The 15185-nt window shown below is 62.8% G+C and carries 15 protein-coding genes; 4 read left to right on the top strand and 11 right to left on the bottom strand.

Translation table 11 applies throughout. The features are described from left to right. The first annotated feature begins 74 nt into the window (after positions 1-74). Entirely contained in the window at positions 75-761 is a 687-nt protein-coding gene (locus LCM4577_RS22560; protein WP_071073521.1) for a TerC family protein, read from the top strand. Positions 762-939: 178 nt separating this feature from the next. Then, positions 940-2253, top strand: coding sequence for a 30S ribosomal protein S12 methylthiotransferase RimO (gene rimO, locus LCM4577_RS22565; RefSeq protein WP_071073523.1), 1314 nt, complete (start codon positions 940-942; stop codon positions 2251-2253). Positions 2254-2342: 89 nt separating this feature from the next. On the opposite strand, the gene LCM4577_RS22570 is transcribed toward rimO, so the two are convergent. From LCM4577_RS22570 to LCM4577_RS22610, 9 genes are all read right to left on the bottom strand, one after another. After that, positions 2343-2777: a hypothetical protein gene (locus LCM4577_RS22570; RefSeq protein ID WP_071073525.1), complete on the bottom strand. Its 435-nt coding sequence runs from the start codon at positions 2775-2777 to the stop codon at positions 2343-2345. Between the two features lie 317 nt (positions 2778-3094). Beyond that, a complete protein-coding gene (locus LCM4577_RS22575) occupies positions 3095-4162 on the bottom strand; it encodes a BMP family ABC transporter substrate-binding protein (protein ID WP_040982865.1) in 1068 nt (355 codons plus the stop codon). A 51-nt stretch (positions 4163-4213) separates the two neighbouring features. Then, positions 4214-5134, bottom strand: a complete 921-nt coding sequence (locus tag LCM4577_RS22580; protein ID WP_041009280.1) for an ABC transporter permease — start codon at positions 5132-5134, stop codon at positions 4214-4216. Continuing rightward, the gene (locus tag LCM4577_RS22585; protein ID WP_071073527.1) at positions 5134-6261 is read right to left on the bottom strand and encodes an ABC transporter permease; all 1128 of its coding nucleotides are present in this window, start codon (positions 6259-6261) and stop codon (positions 5134-5136) included. The genes LCM4577_RS22580 and LCM4577_RS22585 overlap by 1 nt, the downstream gene beginning before the upstream one ends. Then, on the bottom strand, positions 6258-7835 hold the full coding sequence (locus tag LCM4577_RS22590; protein ID WP_071029938.1) for an ABC transporter ATP-binding protein: 1578 nt from the start codon (positions 7833-7835) through the stop codon (positions 6258-6260). Before LCM4577_RS22590 ends, LCM4577_RS22585 begins: the two co-directional genes overlap by 4 nt. Positions 7836-8085: 250 nt before the next feature. Beyond that, positions 8086-9063, bottom strand: coding sequence for a quinone oxidoreductase (locus LCM4577_RS22595; RefSeq protein ID WP_071073529.1), 978 nt, complete (start codon positions 9061-9063; stop codon positions 8086-8088). 135 nt (positions 9064-9198) lie between these two features. Beyond that, on the bottom strand, positions 9199-10017 hold the full coding sequence (pcsA, locus tag LCM4577_RS22600; protein WP_041006678.1) for a phosphatidylcholine synthase: 819 nt from the start codon (positions 10015-10017) through the stop codon (positions 9199-9201). Next, positions 10014-10628 carry a DUF1326 domain-containing protein gene (locus tag LCM4577_RS22605; protein ID WP_071029934.1) on the bottom strand — a complete coding sequence of 205 codons (615 nt, stop codon included), beginning with the start codon at positions 10626-10628 and terminating at the stop codon, positions 10014-10016. The genes pcsA and LCM4577_RS22605 overlap by 4 nt, the downstream gene beginning before the upstream one ends. A 12-nt stretch (positions 10629-10640) precedes the next feature. After that, entirely contained in the window at positions 10641-11531 is an 891-nt protein-coding gene (locus tag LCM4577_RS22610) for a DUF2182 domain-containing protein (RefSeq protein WP_071073531.1), read from the bottom strand. 101 nt (positions 11532-11632) lie between these two features. Here LCM4577_RS22610 and LCM4577_RS22615 point away from each other — a divergent pair, with 101 nt between their 5' ends. Then, positions 11633-12844: a UbiH/UbiF family hydroxylase gene (locus LCM4577_RS22615; RefSeq protein ID WP_071029930.1), complete on the top strand. Its 1212-nt coding sequence runs from the start codon at positions 11633-11635 to the stop codon at positions 12842-12844. Here LCM4577_RS22615 and LCM4577_RS22620 read toward each other — a convergent pair. Further along, complete coding sequence (locus tag LCM4577_RS22620; protein ID WP_040982848.1) at positions 12821-13783, bottom strand: AEC family transporter; 963 nt, start codon at positions 13781-13783, stop codon at positions 12821-12823. The genes LCM4577_RS22615 and LCM4577_RS22620 overlap by 24 nt on opposite strands. A gap of 311 nt (positions 13784-14094) precedes the next feature. On the opposite strand from LCM4577_RS22620, the gene hspQ reads away from it, so the two are divergent. Beyond that, positions 14095-14418, top strand: coding sequence for a heat shock protein HspQ (gene hspQ / locus LCM4577_RS22625; protein WP_040983419.1), 324 nt, complete (start codon positions 14095-14097; stop codon positions 14416-14418). 94 nt (positions 14419-14512) lie between these two features. On the opposite strand, the gene LCM4577_RS22630 is transcribed toward hspQ, so the two are convergent. After that, complete coding sequence (locus LCM4577_RS22630; protein ID WP_040982846.1) at positions 14513-15133, bottom strand: invasion associated locus B family protein; 621 nt, start codon at positions 15131-15133, stop codon at positions 14513-14515. Between the last annotated feature and the right edge of the window lie 52 nt (positions 15134-15185).

Here is a 15185-nt window from a genome sequence, read left to right on the forward strand (position 1 = left end):
GACGCCGATGGACCGTGCCTTTAGGCCCGTCCGAGTAAAGGGCTACGCTCATTTCAGGCAAGGATTTCTAGTCGATGGAAATATTCACTGCCGCAGGCCTTTCAGCTCTCCTCCAGGTCGTCGCGATCGATCTTGCGCTAGCCGGCGACAACGCAATTGTGATCGGTCTCGCAGCGGCCGGCCTTCCCGCGGATCAGCGCAAGCGCGCCATCCTTGTCGGCATCGCGGCAGCCACTGTCCTGCGCATCATCTTTGCCCTGATCACGCAATGGCTGCTGAGCATCGGCCCCATGCTGCTCATCGCCGGCGGGCTACTGCTTCTGTGGGTGTGCTGGAAGATGTGGCGCGAACTGCGCGTCAGCCATGAGGATGAGCGCGACGCGACCGAGGCGCTGTCGAACGGCGACTACAACAAGGACGGCAAGATCGCCGGTGCGGCGCCGCGCAAGACCTTCTCCCAGGCCGCTTGGCAGATCGTCATCGCCGACGTCTCGATGTCGCTCGACAACGTGCTCGCGGTCGCCGGTGCGGCCATGAAGCATCCGACCGTGCTGATCATCGGGCTGGCCCTTTCGATCGCCCTGATGGGCTTTGCCGCATCCTTTGTCGCACGCCTCCTGCACAAGTATCGCTGGATCGCCTATATCGGCCTGCTGATCATCTTGTACGTGGCGATCAACATGCTGCTCGGAGGCGCCGTGCAGCAGTTTCCCGACCATTTTGCCTTCCTCACGCCATGGTTCGGACCGGATGGCCACTGAGGCTGGTTAAGGGGATAGGTGCCGAGCCACTCTTGTCCCGGCCGGCCGGCAGGTTTGCATCCGGGCCGAAGCGTGCTATTGCGCCGCGCAAAATGGCCTAGAGCCGCGCACGTAGATCGAAATCCAGAGCCTGAGGCTCGATCCTCGGTCTCGACCTCATCTCTTGGAAAACAAATCTATGTCCGCCTCACGCGTCAGTTTCGTCAGTCTTGGATGCCCGAAAGCGCTCGTCGATTCCGAGCGCATCATCACGCGGCTCCGCGCCGAAGGCTACGAGATCGCGCGCAAGCATGACGGCGCCGACCTCGTCGTCGTCAACACCTGCGGCTTCCTCGATTCCGCGCGCGATGAGTCGCTCAACGCCATCGGCTCCGCCCTTTCCGAAAACGRCCGCGTCATCGTCACCGGCTGCCTCGGCGCCGAGCCGCAGGTCATCCGCGAAAAGCACCCCAACGTGCTGGCGATCACCGGCCCGCAGGCTTATGAGAGCGTGATGGCGGCGGTGCATGAGGCGGCTCCGCCCAGCCACGATCCCTATGTCGACCTGTTGCCGCCGCAGGGCGTGAAGCTCACGCCGCGCCACTACGCCTATCTGAAGATTTCCGAGGGCTGCAACAACCGCTGCACCTTCTGCATCATCCCGGCATTGCGCGGCGATCTCGTCTCGCGCCCGGCCGCGGATGTGCTGCGCGAGGCCGAAAAACTCGCCAAGGCCGGCGTCAAGGAAATCCTCGTCATCTCGCAGGACACCAGCGCCTACGGCATCGACATCAAGTACCAGACGTCGACGTTCGGCGATCGCGAGGTGCGGGCGAAATTCCTCGACCTCGCCGAGGAGCTCGGCAAGCTCGGCATCTGGATACGCATGCATTATGTGTATCCCTACCCGCATGTCGCCGATGTCATTCCGCTGATGGCGGAAGGCAAGATCCTTCCCTATCTCGACATTCCCTTCCAGCACGCCTCACCGCAGGTGCTGAAGAATATGCGGCGCCCCGCGCATGGCGAAAAGACGCTGGACCGCATCCGCGGCTGGCGCGAGGTCTGCCCGGACCTCGCCATCCGTTCGACCTTCATCGTCGGCTTCCCCGGTGAGACGGAAGACGATTTCCAGATGCTGCTGGATTGGCTGGACGAAGCCAAGATCGATCGCGCCGGCTGTTTCAAATACGAGCCGGTCAAGGGCGCACGCTCCAACGACCTCGGGCTGGAACAGGTGCCGCAGGAGATCAAGGAAGCGCGCTGGCATCGTTTCATGCAGCGCCAGCAGAAGATCTCGGCCGCGCAGCTGGCCAAGAAAGTCGGCAAGCGTCTGCCGGTGCTGATCGACGAGGCGCATGGCACATCCGGCAAGGGCCGCACCAAATACGACGCGCCGGAGATCGACGGCTCGGTGCACATCCAGTCGCGGCGGCCGTTGCGCGCCGGCGACATCGTCACGGTCAAGATCGATCGCGCGGACGCTTATGATCTCCACGGTTCGGCGGTCTGATCCCCGCACGAGAGATGACATCTCCAATGAAAGGGCGCCCCGCGGCGCCCTTTTTCACTTTGTTGCTCTCTGCTTTTAGCAACGTCTCGTCAGAGTTTCACCGACTCGATCGCTGTCAGAGACCGGTCGATCACCTGGTCGAGAGTCTTGTCGAGGCGCGTGCCCGTTTCGACCGCCGACAGCTTTGCGGCAAAACCCAAATGATAGTCGACGAACCACTCGGGGCGCGGCTCCGGTTCCGGAAACGGTCCCCACCACGGAGGAAGCTTCGGGATCTTCGGTCGGGTTGGGCACCAGTCGTCGAGGTCGCTCAACAGCGCCTTCATATCGAGACCACCTCGCTCGGCCACCCATGCGCAGCGGATAAATTCCTCGGCGACCGCGGCACCCAGTTCATGCGGCGGAAGCGGCTGCGGATTGAGTGCGACACGAGCAAGCCCTCCCTGTGGTCCGCGCGGGATGACGTCGTAGATGGCAGGAAAGCGTTTCCCGATGATTGCCAAAAGTTTTTTATTCAATTGCATAAGACCCCCTTCTGCTGACGCTTGTCACGTCGGCTGATCTATCTAAGTTGCATGATCAGCATGGAAGTAAAGGTCGTCGGTGTATGTGAAAGCGATTACGCAAACTGCACAGATATTGCATCGGCCTCGCGAAAGGGTGTCGAATTCATAAAATATGAAGCGAAGTTGATTTTAAATACTCGACACGCAGGACCATTTAGCGCTCTTGGCTGGCTGGCAAAAAACAGGTCCAACGTGCAAAAGTCCCGCCAATCGCTCTCGCAAAACGAAAGAGGGCGCCGTCAGGCGCCCTCTCCGCTTCGAAACGTCGGCGCCGCTTACTGCGGCAGCTTGTCGTCGATGCCCTTGACGTAGAAATTCATGCCGAGCAGCGTGCCGTCGTCGGCGACCTCGCCGTCCTTCAGCCAGGGCGAGCCATCCTGCTTGGCGATCGGTCCGGTGAAGGGATTCCAGCCACCGGCGATCTTCTTCTCAGTGGCTTCCGCCATCGCCTTCACGTCGTCGGGCATGTTGGTGTAGGGCGCGAGCTTGACCGCGCCGTCCTTGATGCCCAGCCACACATTGTCCGGCTTCCAGGTGCCGTCGAGCGCCGCCTGCACGCGGCTGATGTAATACGGACCCCATTCGTCGGTCAGCGAGGTCAGCTGCGCGTTCGGCGCGAACTTGATCATGTCGGACGACTGACCGAAACCATGCAGCTTGCGCTCCTCGGCGACCTGCAGCGCGGCGGTCGAATCGGTGTGCTGCACGATGATGTCGGCGCCCTGGTCGAACAGCGCCTTGGCGGCGTCGGCTTCCTTGCCCGGGTCGAACCAGGAATTCACCCACACGATCTTGACCTTGAAGTCGGGATTGACCGACTGCGCGCCGAGGATGAAGGAATTGATGCCCATCACCACTTCCGGGATCGGGAAGGAGACGATGTAGCCGGCCAGGCCCTTCTTCGATTCCTTGGCCGCGATCTGGCCGAGCACGTAGCGGCCTTCATAGAAGCGCGCATTGTAGATGCCGAGATTGTCGCCGGTCTTGAAACCGGTGGCATGCTCGAACATCACCTTGGGAAACTTCTTGGCGACCTTCACTTCGGCATCCATGAAGCCGAAGGAGGTGCCGAAGATTATCTTGCAGTTCTCGCGCGCCAGGCGCTCGAAAGCGCGGTCCGCGTCCGGACCTTCCGACACGTTTTCGAGATAGGCGGTCTCGACCTTGTCGCCGAGCGCCTTCTCGACCTCGAGGCGGCCCTGGTCGTGCTGGTAGGAGTAGCCGAAGTCGCCGATCGGACCCGTATAGACCCAGCACGCCTTCAGCTTGTCGGCGGCCTCGGCGGTTGCCGCCAGCGATAGGGCCGCGGCCGTGGTCATCAACGCAATAAGCAGTTTTTTCATTGTGTTACCTCTCTGAGTTAAGCCTTGGAGCTTCCCGTCTTTTTGTTGTTGTCAACGATCCGGAACGAATGGCTGCCCCAACGAAGCCGGCGTGTTCATCATCGTCAGCCGCTTGTTGCGGGAGATTAGAACGAGAACCACGATGGTTGCCAGATAGGGCAGAGAAGAAAGAAATTGCGAAGGCACCGGAATGCCAAAAGCCTGTGCATGAAGCTGGCCGATCCACACCGCGCCGAAGATATAGGCGCCGGCCAGCACCCGCCACGGACGCCAGGACGCGAACACCACCAGCGCCAGCGCGATCCAGCCGCGGCCCGCGCTCATGTTCTCGACCCATTGCGGCGTATAGACCAGCGACAGGTGCCCGCCGGCGAGGCCAGCGCAGGCGCCGCCGAACATCACCGCGAGATAACGGTAGCGGATCACCTTGATGCCGAGCGCGTGCGCCGACGTATGGCTGTCGCCGATCGAGCGCAGCGTAAGCCCCGTGCGCGTCCTGAACAGGAACCACATCACTGCCGCGGTCAGCGCTATCGAGATGTAGAATACCGGATCCTGGCCGAAGATCAGCCTGCCGACGACCGGGATCGAGCTGATCCCGGGAATGTCGAGATTGGGCAATCTCACGCCCGGCTGGCCGACGAAGCTGGTGCCGATCATGCCGGACAGGCCGAGCCCGAGCAGCGTCAGCGAAAGGCCGGTCGCCACCTGGTTGGTCGCGAGCGACAGCGTCATGACGGCGAAAAGCAGCGAGAACAGCGCGCCGACGATGATTGCGGCAAGCAAGCCGATCCAGGGCGATCCGGTGAGGTAGCCGGCGCCGAAGCCGCCGACGGCGCCCATGATCATCATGCCCTCGACGCCGAGATTGAGCACGCCGGAGCGCTCGACCACCAACTCGCCGATCGCCGCGATCAGAAGTGGTGTCGCGGCGGTCGCGATGGTCAAAAGGATGTTGACGGTGATGTCCATCAGCGGGCCTCCTCGAGCTTCGGCGCTGCTTCGAGCTTTGCGCCGTTCGGCTTCATCAGCGCCATGCCGATCAGGCGAATGCGGTAGTGGATGAGTGTGTCGCAGCCGAGCACGAAGAACAGGAGCATGCCCTGGAAGACGCGCGCCACCTTATCCGAGATGCCGAGCGCGCTCTGCACCGCCTCGCCGCCGAGATAGGTCAGCGCCAGCACCAGGCCCGCGGCGACGATGCCCAGCGGATTGAGGCGACCAAGGAAGGCGACGATGATGGCGGTGAAGCCGTAGCCGGGCGAGATCACCGGCTGCAACTGGCCAATGGCGCCGGAGACTTCGGAGATGCCCGCCAGACCCGCCAGCGCCCCGGACAGAAGGAAGGTGAAGAAGACCATCCGGTTGAAGCCGAAGCCGGCAAAGCGCCCTGCCCTTGGGCTGGAGCCCAGCACGCGGACCTCGAAACCCTTGAGCATGCGGCTCATCATCAGCCAGATCGCTACCGCGGCCACCAAAGCGAAGACGAAGCCCCAATTGGCGCGGCCGGCATCCGGCATCAGCTCCGGCAGCACGGCCGAATCGCCGAACTGGATGGTCTGCGGGAAACCGTGACCCTGCGGATCGCGCCAAGGGCCGCGCACCAGCCAGTCGAGGAAGAGCTGCGCGACATAGACCAGCATCAGGCTGGTGAGGATCTCGTTGGTGCTGAAACRCGTCTTCAAAAGTGCTGGGATCGATGCGTAGAAGGCGCCGCCGACCATGCCGAGCAGGAGCATCAGCGGAATCACCAGCGGGCCTTCGAATTGCGGGAACAGCACCGGGATGATCGAGCCGAAGATCGCGCCGAAAATGAACTGGCCCTCGGCGCCGATGTTCCAGATGTTGGCCTTGTAGCAGACCGACAGGCCGACCGCGATCAGGATCAGCGGTGCTGCCTTGATCGCCAGCTCGTGCAACTGCCAGACCTGGCTGATCGGCTCGACGAAATAGATCTCGAACGCATTGAGCGGATTGACGCCGAGCAGCGCGAACATGATGGCGCCGGCAATGATCGTCAGCGCGAAGGCGATGAAGGGCGACAGCATCGAAAACAGCGCCGAGCGCTGCGGGCGTTTGACGAGTTCGATGCGCATCATGCCATCTCCATTCCGTGTTCGGCGTGGCCGGGCTCGGCACCGCCCATCAACAGGCCGATCTTCTCGAAAGTCGCCTCGGCGATCGGCAGCGGCGCCGACAGTTCTCCGTTGTGCATGACGGCGATGGCATCCGACAATTCGAACAACTCATCGAGGTCCTGGCTGATGACGAGGACGGCGGAACCGCTGCGGGCAAGCTCGATCAGCGCCTGGCGAATGTGGGCGGCAGCACCTGCGTCCACGCCCCAGGTCGGCTGGTTGACGATCATGACGCTCGGCTTGCGGTCGAGCTCGCGGCCGACGATGAATTTCTGCAGATTGCCGCCCGACAGCGCGGCGGCCTCCGGATCGGGCGCGCTCTTGCGTACGTCCATGGCTTTGATGATACGCTGGGCGGCGCTGTAGACCGCGCCGTTCTTGACCGTGCCGCCCGAACCGACGAAAGCCTTGCCGTCGGTGGCGTGGCGGGACAGAAGCAGGTTCTCCGAAAGCTTCATGCGCGGCGCCGCGCCATGGCCGAGTCGTTCCTCCGGCACGAAGGCGGCCCCCATCAGGCGGCGGCCGGTGATCGACAGGCCGCCGGCGTCCTTGCCGCGGATGCGCACGGAACCGGCATCCTGCTGCAGCACTTCGCCGGAGACGGATTCGAAGAACTCGCCCTGGCCGTTCCCGGCGACGCCGGCGATGCCGATCACTTCACCGGCACGCACGGTGAGGTTGATGTTCTTGAGCGGGATGGCGAAGGGCGTCGCCGGCTTGCGGCTGAGGCCGCGGATTTCCAGCAGCGCCGGCGCCGTGTCGATGCCTTCCGCGGGCGCACGCACCACCGCCTTCACCTCGCTGCCGACCATCATGCGAGCAAGCGACGCGGCCGTCTCCTCACGCGGATTGCAGTGGCCGACGACCTTACCGTGGCGAAGCACCGTGGCGCGGTCGCAGATGCGTTTGACCTCCTCCAGCCGGTGCGAGATGTAGAGGATCGATTTGCCTTCCGCGCGTAGCCGCTCCAGCGTTTCGAACAGCTTGTCGGCCTCCTGCGGCGTCAGCACCGAGGTCGGCTCGTCGAGAATGATGAGCTGCGGCGTCTGCAGGAGGCAGCGGATGATCTCGATGCGCTGGCGTTCGCCGACGGAGAGGTCTCCGACCAGGGAGTCCGGATCGAGCGGCAGGCCATAGCTGTAGGACAGCGCCCTCGCCTTCGCCGCGATGGTGCTGATCGGCGAACCGTCATTGAGCGAAAGCGCGATGTTCTCGGCCGCCGTCAGCGCCTCGAACAGCGAGAAATGCTGGAACACCATGCCGATGCCGAGCTTCTTGGCCACGCCCGGGCTGGTGATCCTGACCGGCTTGCCGTCCCAGAAAATCTCGCCCGAGTTCGGTTCGAGCGATCCGAACAGCATCTTGACCAGCGTCGACTTRCCGGCGCCGTTCTCGCCGAGCAACGCGTGGATTTCGCCTTTGGCGATGTTGAGATCGATGTGATCGCACGCCGTCAGCGTGCCAAAAATCTTGGTTAGGCCACGAACCTCGAGCAGATTCGCCCTGTCATGATTTGCACTCACAGTGCCTCCCATCCAGTTTCCCGGATATGTTCTGTGTTCCCGAAAGCATGGTATGCGCGGCCGGCTCCCATCGGAAAGCAGCACCCAACTTGAAAGAGCTTCAAGAATTTCAGCGGAAACTCAAGGGCTAAGATAGACCTCTTGGGAACAACGGCAAATCCGCATCGCTTTTCAGGCAAGCCGTGCCTTCGGGCACGGCAAGCCGCTGAAAAACAAGGCAGCCGGCTAGGTAAGGTGCCAAGGGTGTGAGGCGGCGAAAGCTCTAGGGAATGAGGATAGTCGTTCCCGTCGTCTTGCGGGCTTCAAGATCAGCTTGCGCCTTTGCCGCGTCCTTCAAAGCATAGCGCTGATTGATCTTGATCCCGACGGCGCCGCTCTTGACGACGTCGAAAAGCGCCTCGGCCGACTTCACCAGATCTTCGCGCCTGGCATTGTAGACGAAGAGCGTCGGCCGGGTTACATAGAGCGAGCCCTTCTGCGCCAGGAGCGACATCGAGAAAGGCGCAATCGGCCCGGACGACTGGCCGAAGCTGACGAACATGCCGAGCGGCCGCAGGCAATCGAGCGATGCTGGAAAGGTGTCGGCGCCGACGGAATCGTAGACGACGTCGCACTTCTTCCCGCCGGTAAGTGCGGCGACGCCGGCGACGAAATCCTGCTCCTTGTAGTTGATGACGTGATCGAAGCCATGCGCCCGGGCAAGCTCGATCTTGTCGGCGGAGCTCGCCGTGCCGATCACGGTCGCGCCGAGATGCTTTGCCCATTGACCGAGGATGAGGCCGACGCCACCGGCCGCCGCGTGGTAAAGGATCGTGTCGCCGGCCTTCACCGGGAACGTCCGGCGCAGAAGGTATTCGGYCGTCATGCCCTTCAGCATCATCGCCGCCGCCTGCTCGTCGCTGATGCCGTCCGGCACTTTGACCACACGGTCGGCGGCGATCACCCGTTGCTCGGCATAAGCCCCGACATTGACGGCATAGGCGATGCGGTCGCCTGGCTTCAGCCAGTCGACGCCGGTGCCGAGCGCCAGCACGACGCCCGCCGCCTCGCCGCCCGGGATCAGCGGAAAACCGCCGGGTGGCGGGTAAAGCCCGGAGCGGTAGTAGACATCGATGAAGTTGAGGCCGATCGCCGTGTGCCGGATCAGGATCTGGCCTTCTCCCGGCTGGCCGGGATCGGCATTTTCATAAGCCAGGACTTCGGGGCCGCCATTGGCGTGGATGCGGATTGCCTTGGACATCGTTCAACTCTCTGAAGGGGACGTACACAATCTAGAAACATGATTCCGAAAGGGAGACGTTTTTCGGAAGATCATGCGCCGATAGACAGCTAGGGCCAGGATGATCATTCGACCCAAAAATATCCTGATCCAGGATCAGGGCTTCCTGGCGCCCAGATTGGGAAACATCTGCATGATGCCCCCGATACTGGCGAGATAGAGCCCGGTGATGGTGATGCCGATCTTGGTGAAGTCGCCGACCTGTTCGCTGAGAACGCCGATCTTGTCGTAGAAGGCGGCAAGGGCTGCCTGTGCCAGCGCCAGCGCGCCGAAGGCACACCACAAAAGCGTCATGCCGAGATTGACCGGCCGCAACCGCACGACGCGCACCGGGTGGATGAAATTGATCGGCAGGAAAGTCAAAATGCCGGCAATCACCACCACGGCGAAAGACACCCATTGCCCCGGCGCGATGACGAACAGCGTGAACACCACCATGTTCCAGACGACCGGGAACCCCTTGAAGAAGTTCTCCTTCGTCTTCATCCCGGTATCGGCATAGTAGATCGCGCTGGAGACGACGATGATGGCCGCCGACAGGAAGGACAGATTCTCGCCCATGAAGCCGCGCTGGTAGAGCGCGAATGCCGGAATGAGCACGTAAGTGACGTAGTCGATGATGTTGTCGAGGAGTTCGCCCGACCATGTCGGCAGGATTTCCTTCACCTCGAGCTTCCTGGCGATCGGGCCGTCGATGCCGTCGACGAACAGCGCCAGCCCCAGCCACCAGAACATCGCCGTCCAGCGCTCCTCGCTCGCCGCCACCAGCGACAGGAAGGCAAGGAACGACCCCGACGCGGTGAGCAGATGAACGGAGAATGCGCGCGCCTGCGGCCACGTCACCTTCTTCTTCGGCAACGGAATCCGCTCCGCGATCTTCTTTGCCGCTTTCCTGGCTGCTGTGTTCTTGCTCACGGTCCCCGCCAGTCCAGCTTGCAGATTTCGGCCGAGCGGCCGGCGAAATTCCAGTTGCGGCCGAAGGCCCGCATCTTGCTCTTGTCGGACTTCGCCACGGTGATTTCCGGCGCGATCCAATATTCCGAATTGGTGATTACCGTATCCTTCTCGCGATCCTTGCCAGGGATAGGCGTCACCGCGCCGTCTATGATCTTCGGTATCTGGAAGACGCGCGTCCTGTCGCGCGTCTCATAGGTGATCGGCACCTGCTCGACACCGAGAAATTTCCCGACGAGGATCGACAGCAGTGACGTGGTGCCGCCGGCCTTGCCGGTGAAGATCTTGGTCAACGCCTTCACCGCATAGACCGAGGCGCGCTTGTCGATGAACAGGCCGGCCGTCCAGTTGCCGCGGCTCATATAGCCGGGGATTTCCATGATCAGGCCGAGATTGAGGCCGGAAAGGTCGACCTCGCCGAAATGGCCCGCGTCGATACGGAAACCGGCCCAGGTCTGGCAATAGCCCTCGGTCGGCGGATGGCTGCCGAGCGACAGCACGCAGGGACAGAAAACCGTGCAATTGCAGGAGAGTACCAGCTCTCCTTTCATTGCCCAGCTTTGATCGGTCATCGAATTCTCCCCTTACGCCGAAACTAATAGCAGGGCTGCCGCCCACACAAGCAGTATCGCACCGGCAACCCGGCTGGCCACCCTGCCGGTAGTCTGTTTTTCGATCAGGGTGAACAGGCCGATCAGCGTCATCCAGAAGACGTTCATGGCGCCTACGGCAAACATCACCAGCATCAGCGCCCAGCAGCAACCGAGGCACCAGATGCCCTGTTCCAGGCCAAGTCGGAAGATGCGGCCCGGTTTCGCGCTCCAGTTGGCGAACAGGATCGAGAACGGGTTGCGGCATTTTTCGAGGCATGCCTGCTTCAGGCCGCTGAATTGATAGAGGCCGGCAACGAGCAGCGCGGCGGCGCCGGCAAGGCCGACGGCAGGATCGAGCATCCGGCCGGAACCGGCAAAGGCGTAGACCGCCAGCGTCAACACAGCGAAGCCGACGGATGCGCCAAGCCATGTGGCAAGGTATCCGGCGACGAGCACCAGCGGATGAACGACGGATTCGCCCTTGATCCTCGCCGTGTCGGCGATTTCGCAATAGGTGCGGATCAAGGGCGACGCCGAAGGCARCATCGTCGCCACGGCCATCAGGAACCACATCAGCACAAGCGCCGCCGCTTGCAGGCCGGTCGGGYCGGCAAACGGTGCCGGCGCGAGGCAAAGGGCAAAGAACCGGTCCAGGAAATCCGGCAACGGCAGGCTCGGCAGATTTTTCAGCAGCATGTCGCCGGGCGCGCCGGCAGGGCGGCTTTCGGCGCCGCGTATCGCCATCGCCGCGAGAAGGAACCAGGCAAGGCCGATGCCGACGCCGATCGTGAGCATGACCGCGAGGCGCGGGCTGCGCGCGACGCCCGCCGTAGCCCGGCCGGCGCGGTCGAGATGGCTGAAATCATGCTGCTCGCCGCTCATGCCAATCGAATGGGCTGAATCGCCGCGTTGATCAAGCCGGCCGATCTGACCTATATCCGGATAAAGGCCCGACGGGTCACCTCGCATCGTGGAAGCCTGGCGTGGAGCACAACGACAAAGCCCGCATCCTGGTTGCCGGCAGCGGTCCGGCCGGCCTGATCGCGGCGCTCGGCTTTACCGGGGCCGGCTTCGACGTGACGCTGGTCGGCCCCGAAGCCAACACCGCCGACGGCCGCACCACGGCGCTCATGAATCCCGCCCTGAAGGTCCTTGAACGGCTGGGCCTCCTTGCCGAATTGAGGGCGCAGGCCGCGCCGCTCAAGGCGATGCGCATCGTCGACGCCACAAGGCGGCTGATCCGAAGCCCAACCGTGACCTTCCGCGCCAGCGAGATTGGCGAGGAACAGTTCGGCCTCAATTTGCCGAACAAGGCTCTCATCTCCATCCTCGCCAGGGCCGTTTCAGCTCATGACGGCATTCATTGGCTGAAATCCACCGTCGAGTCCTGGAGCCTTGACGCCGATCAGGCCCACGCAAGGCTGGCCGATGGCAGCGAGATCTCGGCGTCGCTGGCGGTCGCCGCCGATGGACGCCTGTCTCCGGCGCGGGAAGCCGCCGGCATTCGCGCCTTCGCGCGGCCCTATCCGCAGTCGGCGCTTGTCCTCAATTTCGGCCACCGCAGCGAGCACGGCTTCGTCTCGACCGAGTTCCACACCGAAACGGGGCCGTTCACGCAGGTCCCGTTGCCCGGCAGGCGCTCCAGCCTTGTCTGGGTGGTGAAGCCGCAGACCGCGCAGGAGCTTGCGGCGCTCGACGATGCAGCCCTGTCGGGGCGTGTCGAGGAACAGATGCAATCGGTGCTTGGCCGGGTCTCGGTCGAGCCGGGTCGCCAGATCTATCCGTTGTCGGCGGCCTCGCCCGGCCGCTTCGCGCAAAACCGCGTGGCGCTGGTCGGCGAAGCAGCGCATGTGTTCCCTCCGATCGGCGCCCAAGGCCTCAACCTAGGCATCAGGGATATCGAAGATCTGATTGGAATCGCGAGTGAAAACAGTAGCGATCCCGGATCGCGCCGGACCCTCGCCTCCTACGACACCAGGCGCCGGCCCGACATATGGGCGCGCAGCGGCGCGGTGAACCTGCTCAACATGTCGCTCTTGTCCGATATGCTGCCGGCGCAGCTGGCGCGCAGCGCCGGCCTCAATGCGCTGGGCAGCTTCGCCCCGCTGCGCGCTTTCTTCATGCGCGAGGGGCTGCGGCCGGGCAGCGGCTTTCGCGCCATCGCCGGCGGCCTAAGGAAAGAGGTCGGCCGGTAGGATTCCGTGCCGTATCGCATAGAGCAGCGCGGTCACCGTCACCACCGAAAAGCATGTCGTGATCAGCACGCTGGCCGAGGCCCGCTGCACCCACACGTCATATTGCTGTGCGATCACGAAGACATTGGTCGCCGTCGGCAGCGCCGCCAGCAGCATGGCGGAAAAGACCCAGGTCGGCGAGAAATTGCCGATCCAGCTTAGCACGACATAGCAAAGCAGCGGATGGACGATCAGCTTCAGCCCGGCGATCAATGCCAGCTCGTGCGGCACGCGGTTGAGCGGCCTCAGCGCCAGCGTCACGCCCATGGCGAACAAGGCGCAAGGTGCCGCCGCGCGGGCGAGGTAGTCGAGGAAACGATCGACAGGCAGCGGCGGGCGGAACTCCACATAGGCGGCGCCAACGCCGAGCGCCGTCGCAATGATGAAGGGGTGCAGCGCGATCTTTTTCAGGACGCCGAGCGCCAGCTGGAGCGGCGGCGCCTTCTCCTTGCCAGACAGCGCCATCATCATCGGCGCGACCGTGAAATGCACGATGTTCTCGAAGCAGAAGATCAGCGCCACCGGCACCGCCGCCTGCTCGCCAAACGCCAGCAGGGCAAGCCCCGGCCCCATATAGCCGATGTTGCCGTAAGCCGCGGCAAGGGCGGTGATCGTCGCCGGCGCGATGCCGCCACCGGAAACGAAAACCGACCAGGCGAACATCAGCGTGAAGACCGCATAGGTAGCGACGAGCGAGCCAAGGATGAAGCTCCACTCCGTCAACTGCTCGAACGGCGTCTTGGCGAGCAACTGGAAGAACAGCGCCGGCAGCGCGACATAGACGATGAAAATGTTCATCCAGCCGAGCGCCTCCAGCGGCTGCCTGGTGATGCGCGCCACCAGGAAACCGATGAAGATCATGCCGAAGAATGGGAGGACGAGACCGATGACATCAGACATTTTTCGCTCGGGCGGGAAAACTCCTGCGCGGGCTAGCCCGTTGCTTCGTCCGAGGTCAAGGACTGGCTATTGAATTACGGCAGTGCCTGCGCCAAATAGGCCCAAGCCGAAAGTCGGGGTCGATTTTTGGCTGCGTGACGTGTAAATTCAAGGTCTTAGGCGCCTTGTGCGCAGCCACGAAAGGCGCCTCGGAACAGCGCATGACCCGAAAATCGGATCGATTTTCGAAGAGGATCATGCGCAAAACTAAAAGCGCTGCAGCGTCCTTTGCGCGTCCGAGAGGACGCGCGGCGCTGCAGGTGGTGAGCGTGATGAAGACGGCCAAATTCTCGATCGGGCAAGTGGTTCGCCACAGGCTGTTTCCGTTCCGCGGCGTGATCTTCGACGTCGATCCCGAATTCGCCAACACCGAGGAATGGTATGAAGCCATCCCGGCCGACGTGCGTCCGCGCAAGGATCAGCCTTTCTACCATCTTCTGGCGGAGAATTCGGAGACCGAATACATCGCCTATGTGTCCGAGCAGAACCTGCTCGAGGACCGGTCGGGCGAGCCGGTGCGGCATCCGCAGATCGGCGAGATGTTCGACAAGCTGCCGGACGGCCGCTACGAGCCGAAGCGCCAGTCGAAGCACTGAAACGCAAAAGCACGTACCCAAGGCGCACAGCGCGTCGACAACAAAAAAGCGGGGCAATTGCCCCGCTTTTTTGTTTCCAGAGGTGCTCTGGAGATCAGTTCGCGGTCTTGGCCTTGTCCTGCTCGTCCTTGAGCTTCTTGGCGAAGTCCTGATTGTTCTTGGCGACGAAGTCCTGCAGCTTCTTCTGCCGGTCCTCGATGTCCGACTGCTGCAGCGGTGGGCCGTCATAGGCGCCGCTGAAGCCGGTGAGCGCGATCTTGATCGGGTTCGGCTGGTTCTGGAAGTTGATCGAGGTGAGCGTGATGCCCTGCCCCTTCTTGAAGGAAGCGACGAGCTGGTCGCTCAGCGGCACTTCCGCCACGCAACGATCCGGGAAGCAGATCACATAGTCGAGCTTCTGTGCCTTGCCGGAATCGATCTGCAGCGCGATGCCCGGAGGAACGAGGCGGCCGGTCGGGACCGTGACCTGGAAGACCTTCCGGTTCACCTTGCCCTTGAGCTCGATCAGGCTGACGCCGGTGACGAGCTGGCCGTTGCCGGCGGTGACGATGTTCTGCACATTGCAGATGTCGACGTCTTCCTGCTTGGTGCAGGCCTTGAACCAGCCCTGAGGGATCTGCGGCTGCTGTTGGGCCGAGGCGGTGAAAAGCCCGGCGCCCAGAACGCCGACCACGCCTGCGGCCAGCACCGAAAGGCGGTACGCGTTGATCGTCATATGGTGCACTTTCCTCTCAAATGATCCCGGGGACCGGCTTCTTCGTGCCGTG

This window comes from Mesorhizobium sp. LCM 4577, assembly GCF_001854795.2.
GTDB lineage: Bacteria > Pseudomonadota > Alphaproteobacteria > Rhizobiales > Rhizobiaceae > Mesorhizobium > Mesorhizobium plurifarium.

Bases quoted from the DNA above. Each gene is read 5' to 3' on its own strand.
- LCM4577_RS22620 (WP_040982848.1), bottom strand. From the start codon at position 13,783: ATGTCTGATGTCATCGGTCTCGTCCTCCCATTCTTCGGCATGATCTTC.
- LCM4577_RS22560 (WP_071073521.1), top strand. From the start codon at position 75: ATGGAAATATTCACTGCCGCAGGCCTTTCAGCTCTCCTCCAGGTCGTC.
- LCM4577_RS22570 (WP_071073525.1), bottom strand. From the start codon at position 2,777: ATGCAATTGAATAAAAAACTTTTGGCAATCATCGGGAAACGCTTTCCT.
- LCM4577_RS22580 (WP_041009280.1), bottom strand. From the start codon at position 5,134: ATGGACATCACCGTCAACATCCTTTTGACCATCGCGACCGCCGCGACA.
- hspQ (WP_040983419.1), top strand. From the start codon at position 14,095: ATGAAGACGGCCAAATTCTCGATCGGGCAAGTGGTTCGCCACAGGCTG.
- LCM4577_RS22575 (WP_040982865.1), bottom strand. From the start codon at position 4,162: ATGAAAAAACTGCTTATTGCGTTGATGACCACGGCCGCGGCCCTATCG.
- LCM4577_RS22630 (WP_040982846.1), bottom strand. From the start codon at position 15,133: ATGACGATCAACGCGTACCGCCTTTCGGTGCTGGCCGCAGGCGTGGTC.
- LCM4577_RS22605 (WP_071029934.1), bottom strand. From the start codon at position 10,628: ATGACCGATCAAAGCTGGGCAATGAAAGGAGAGCTGGTACTCTCCTGC.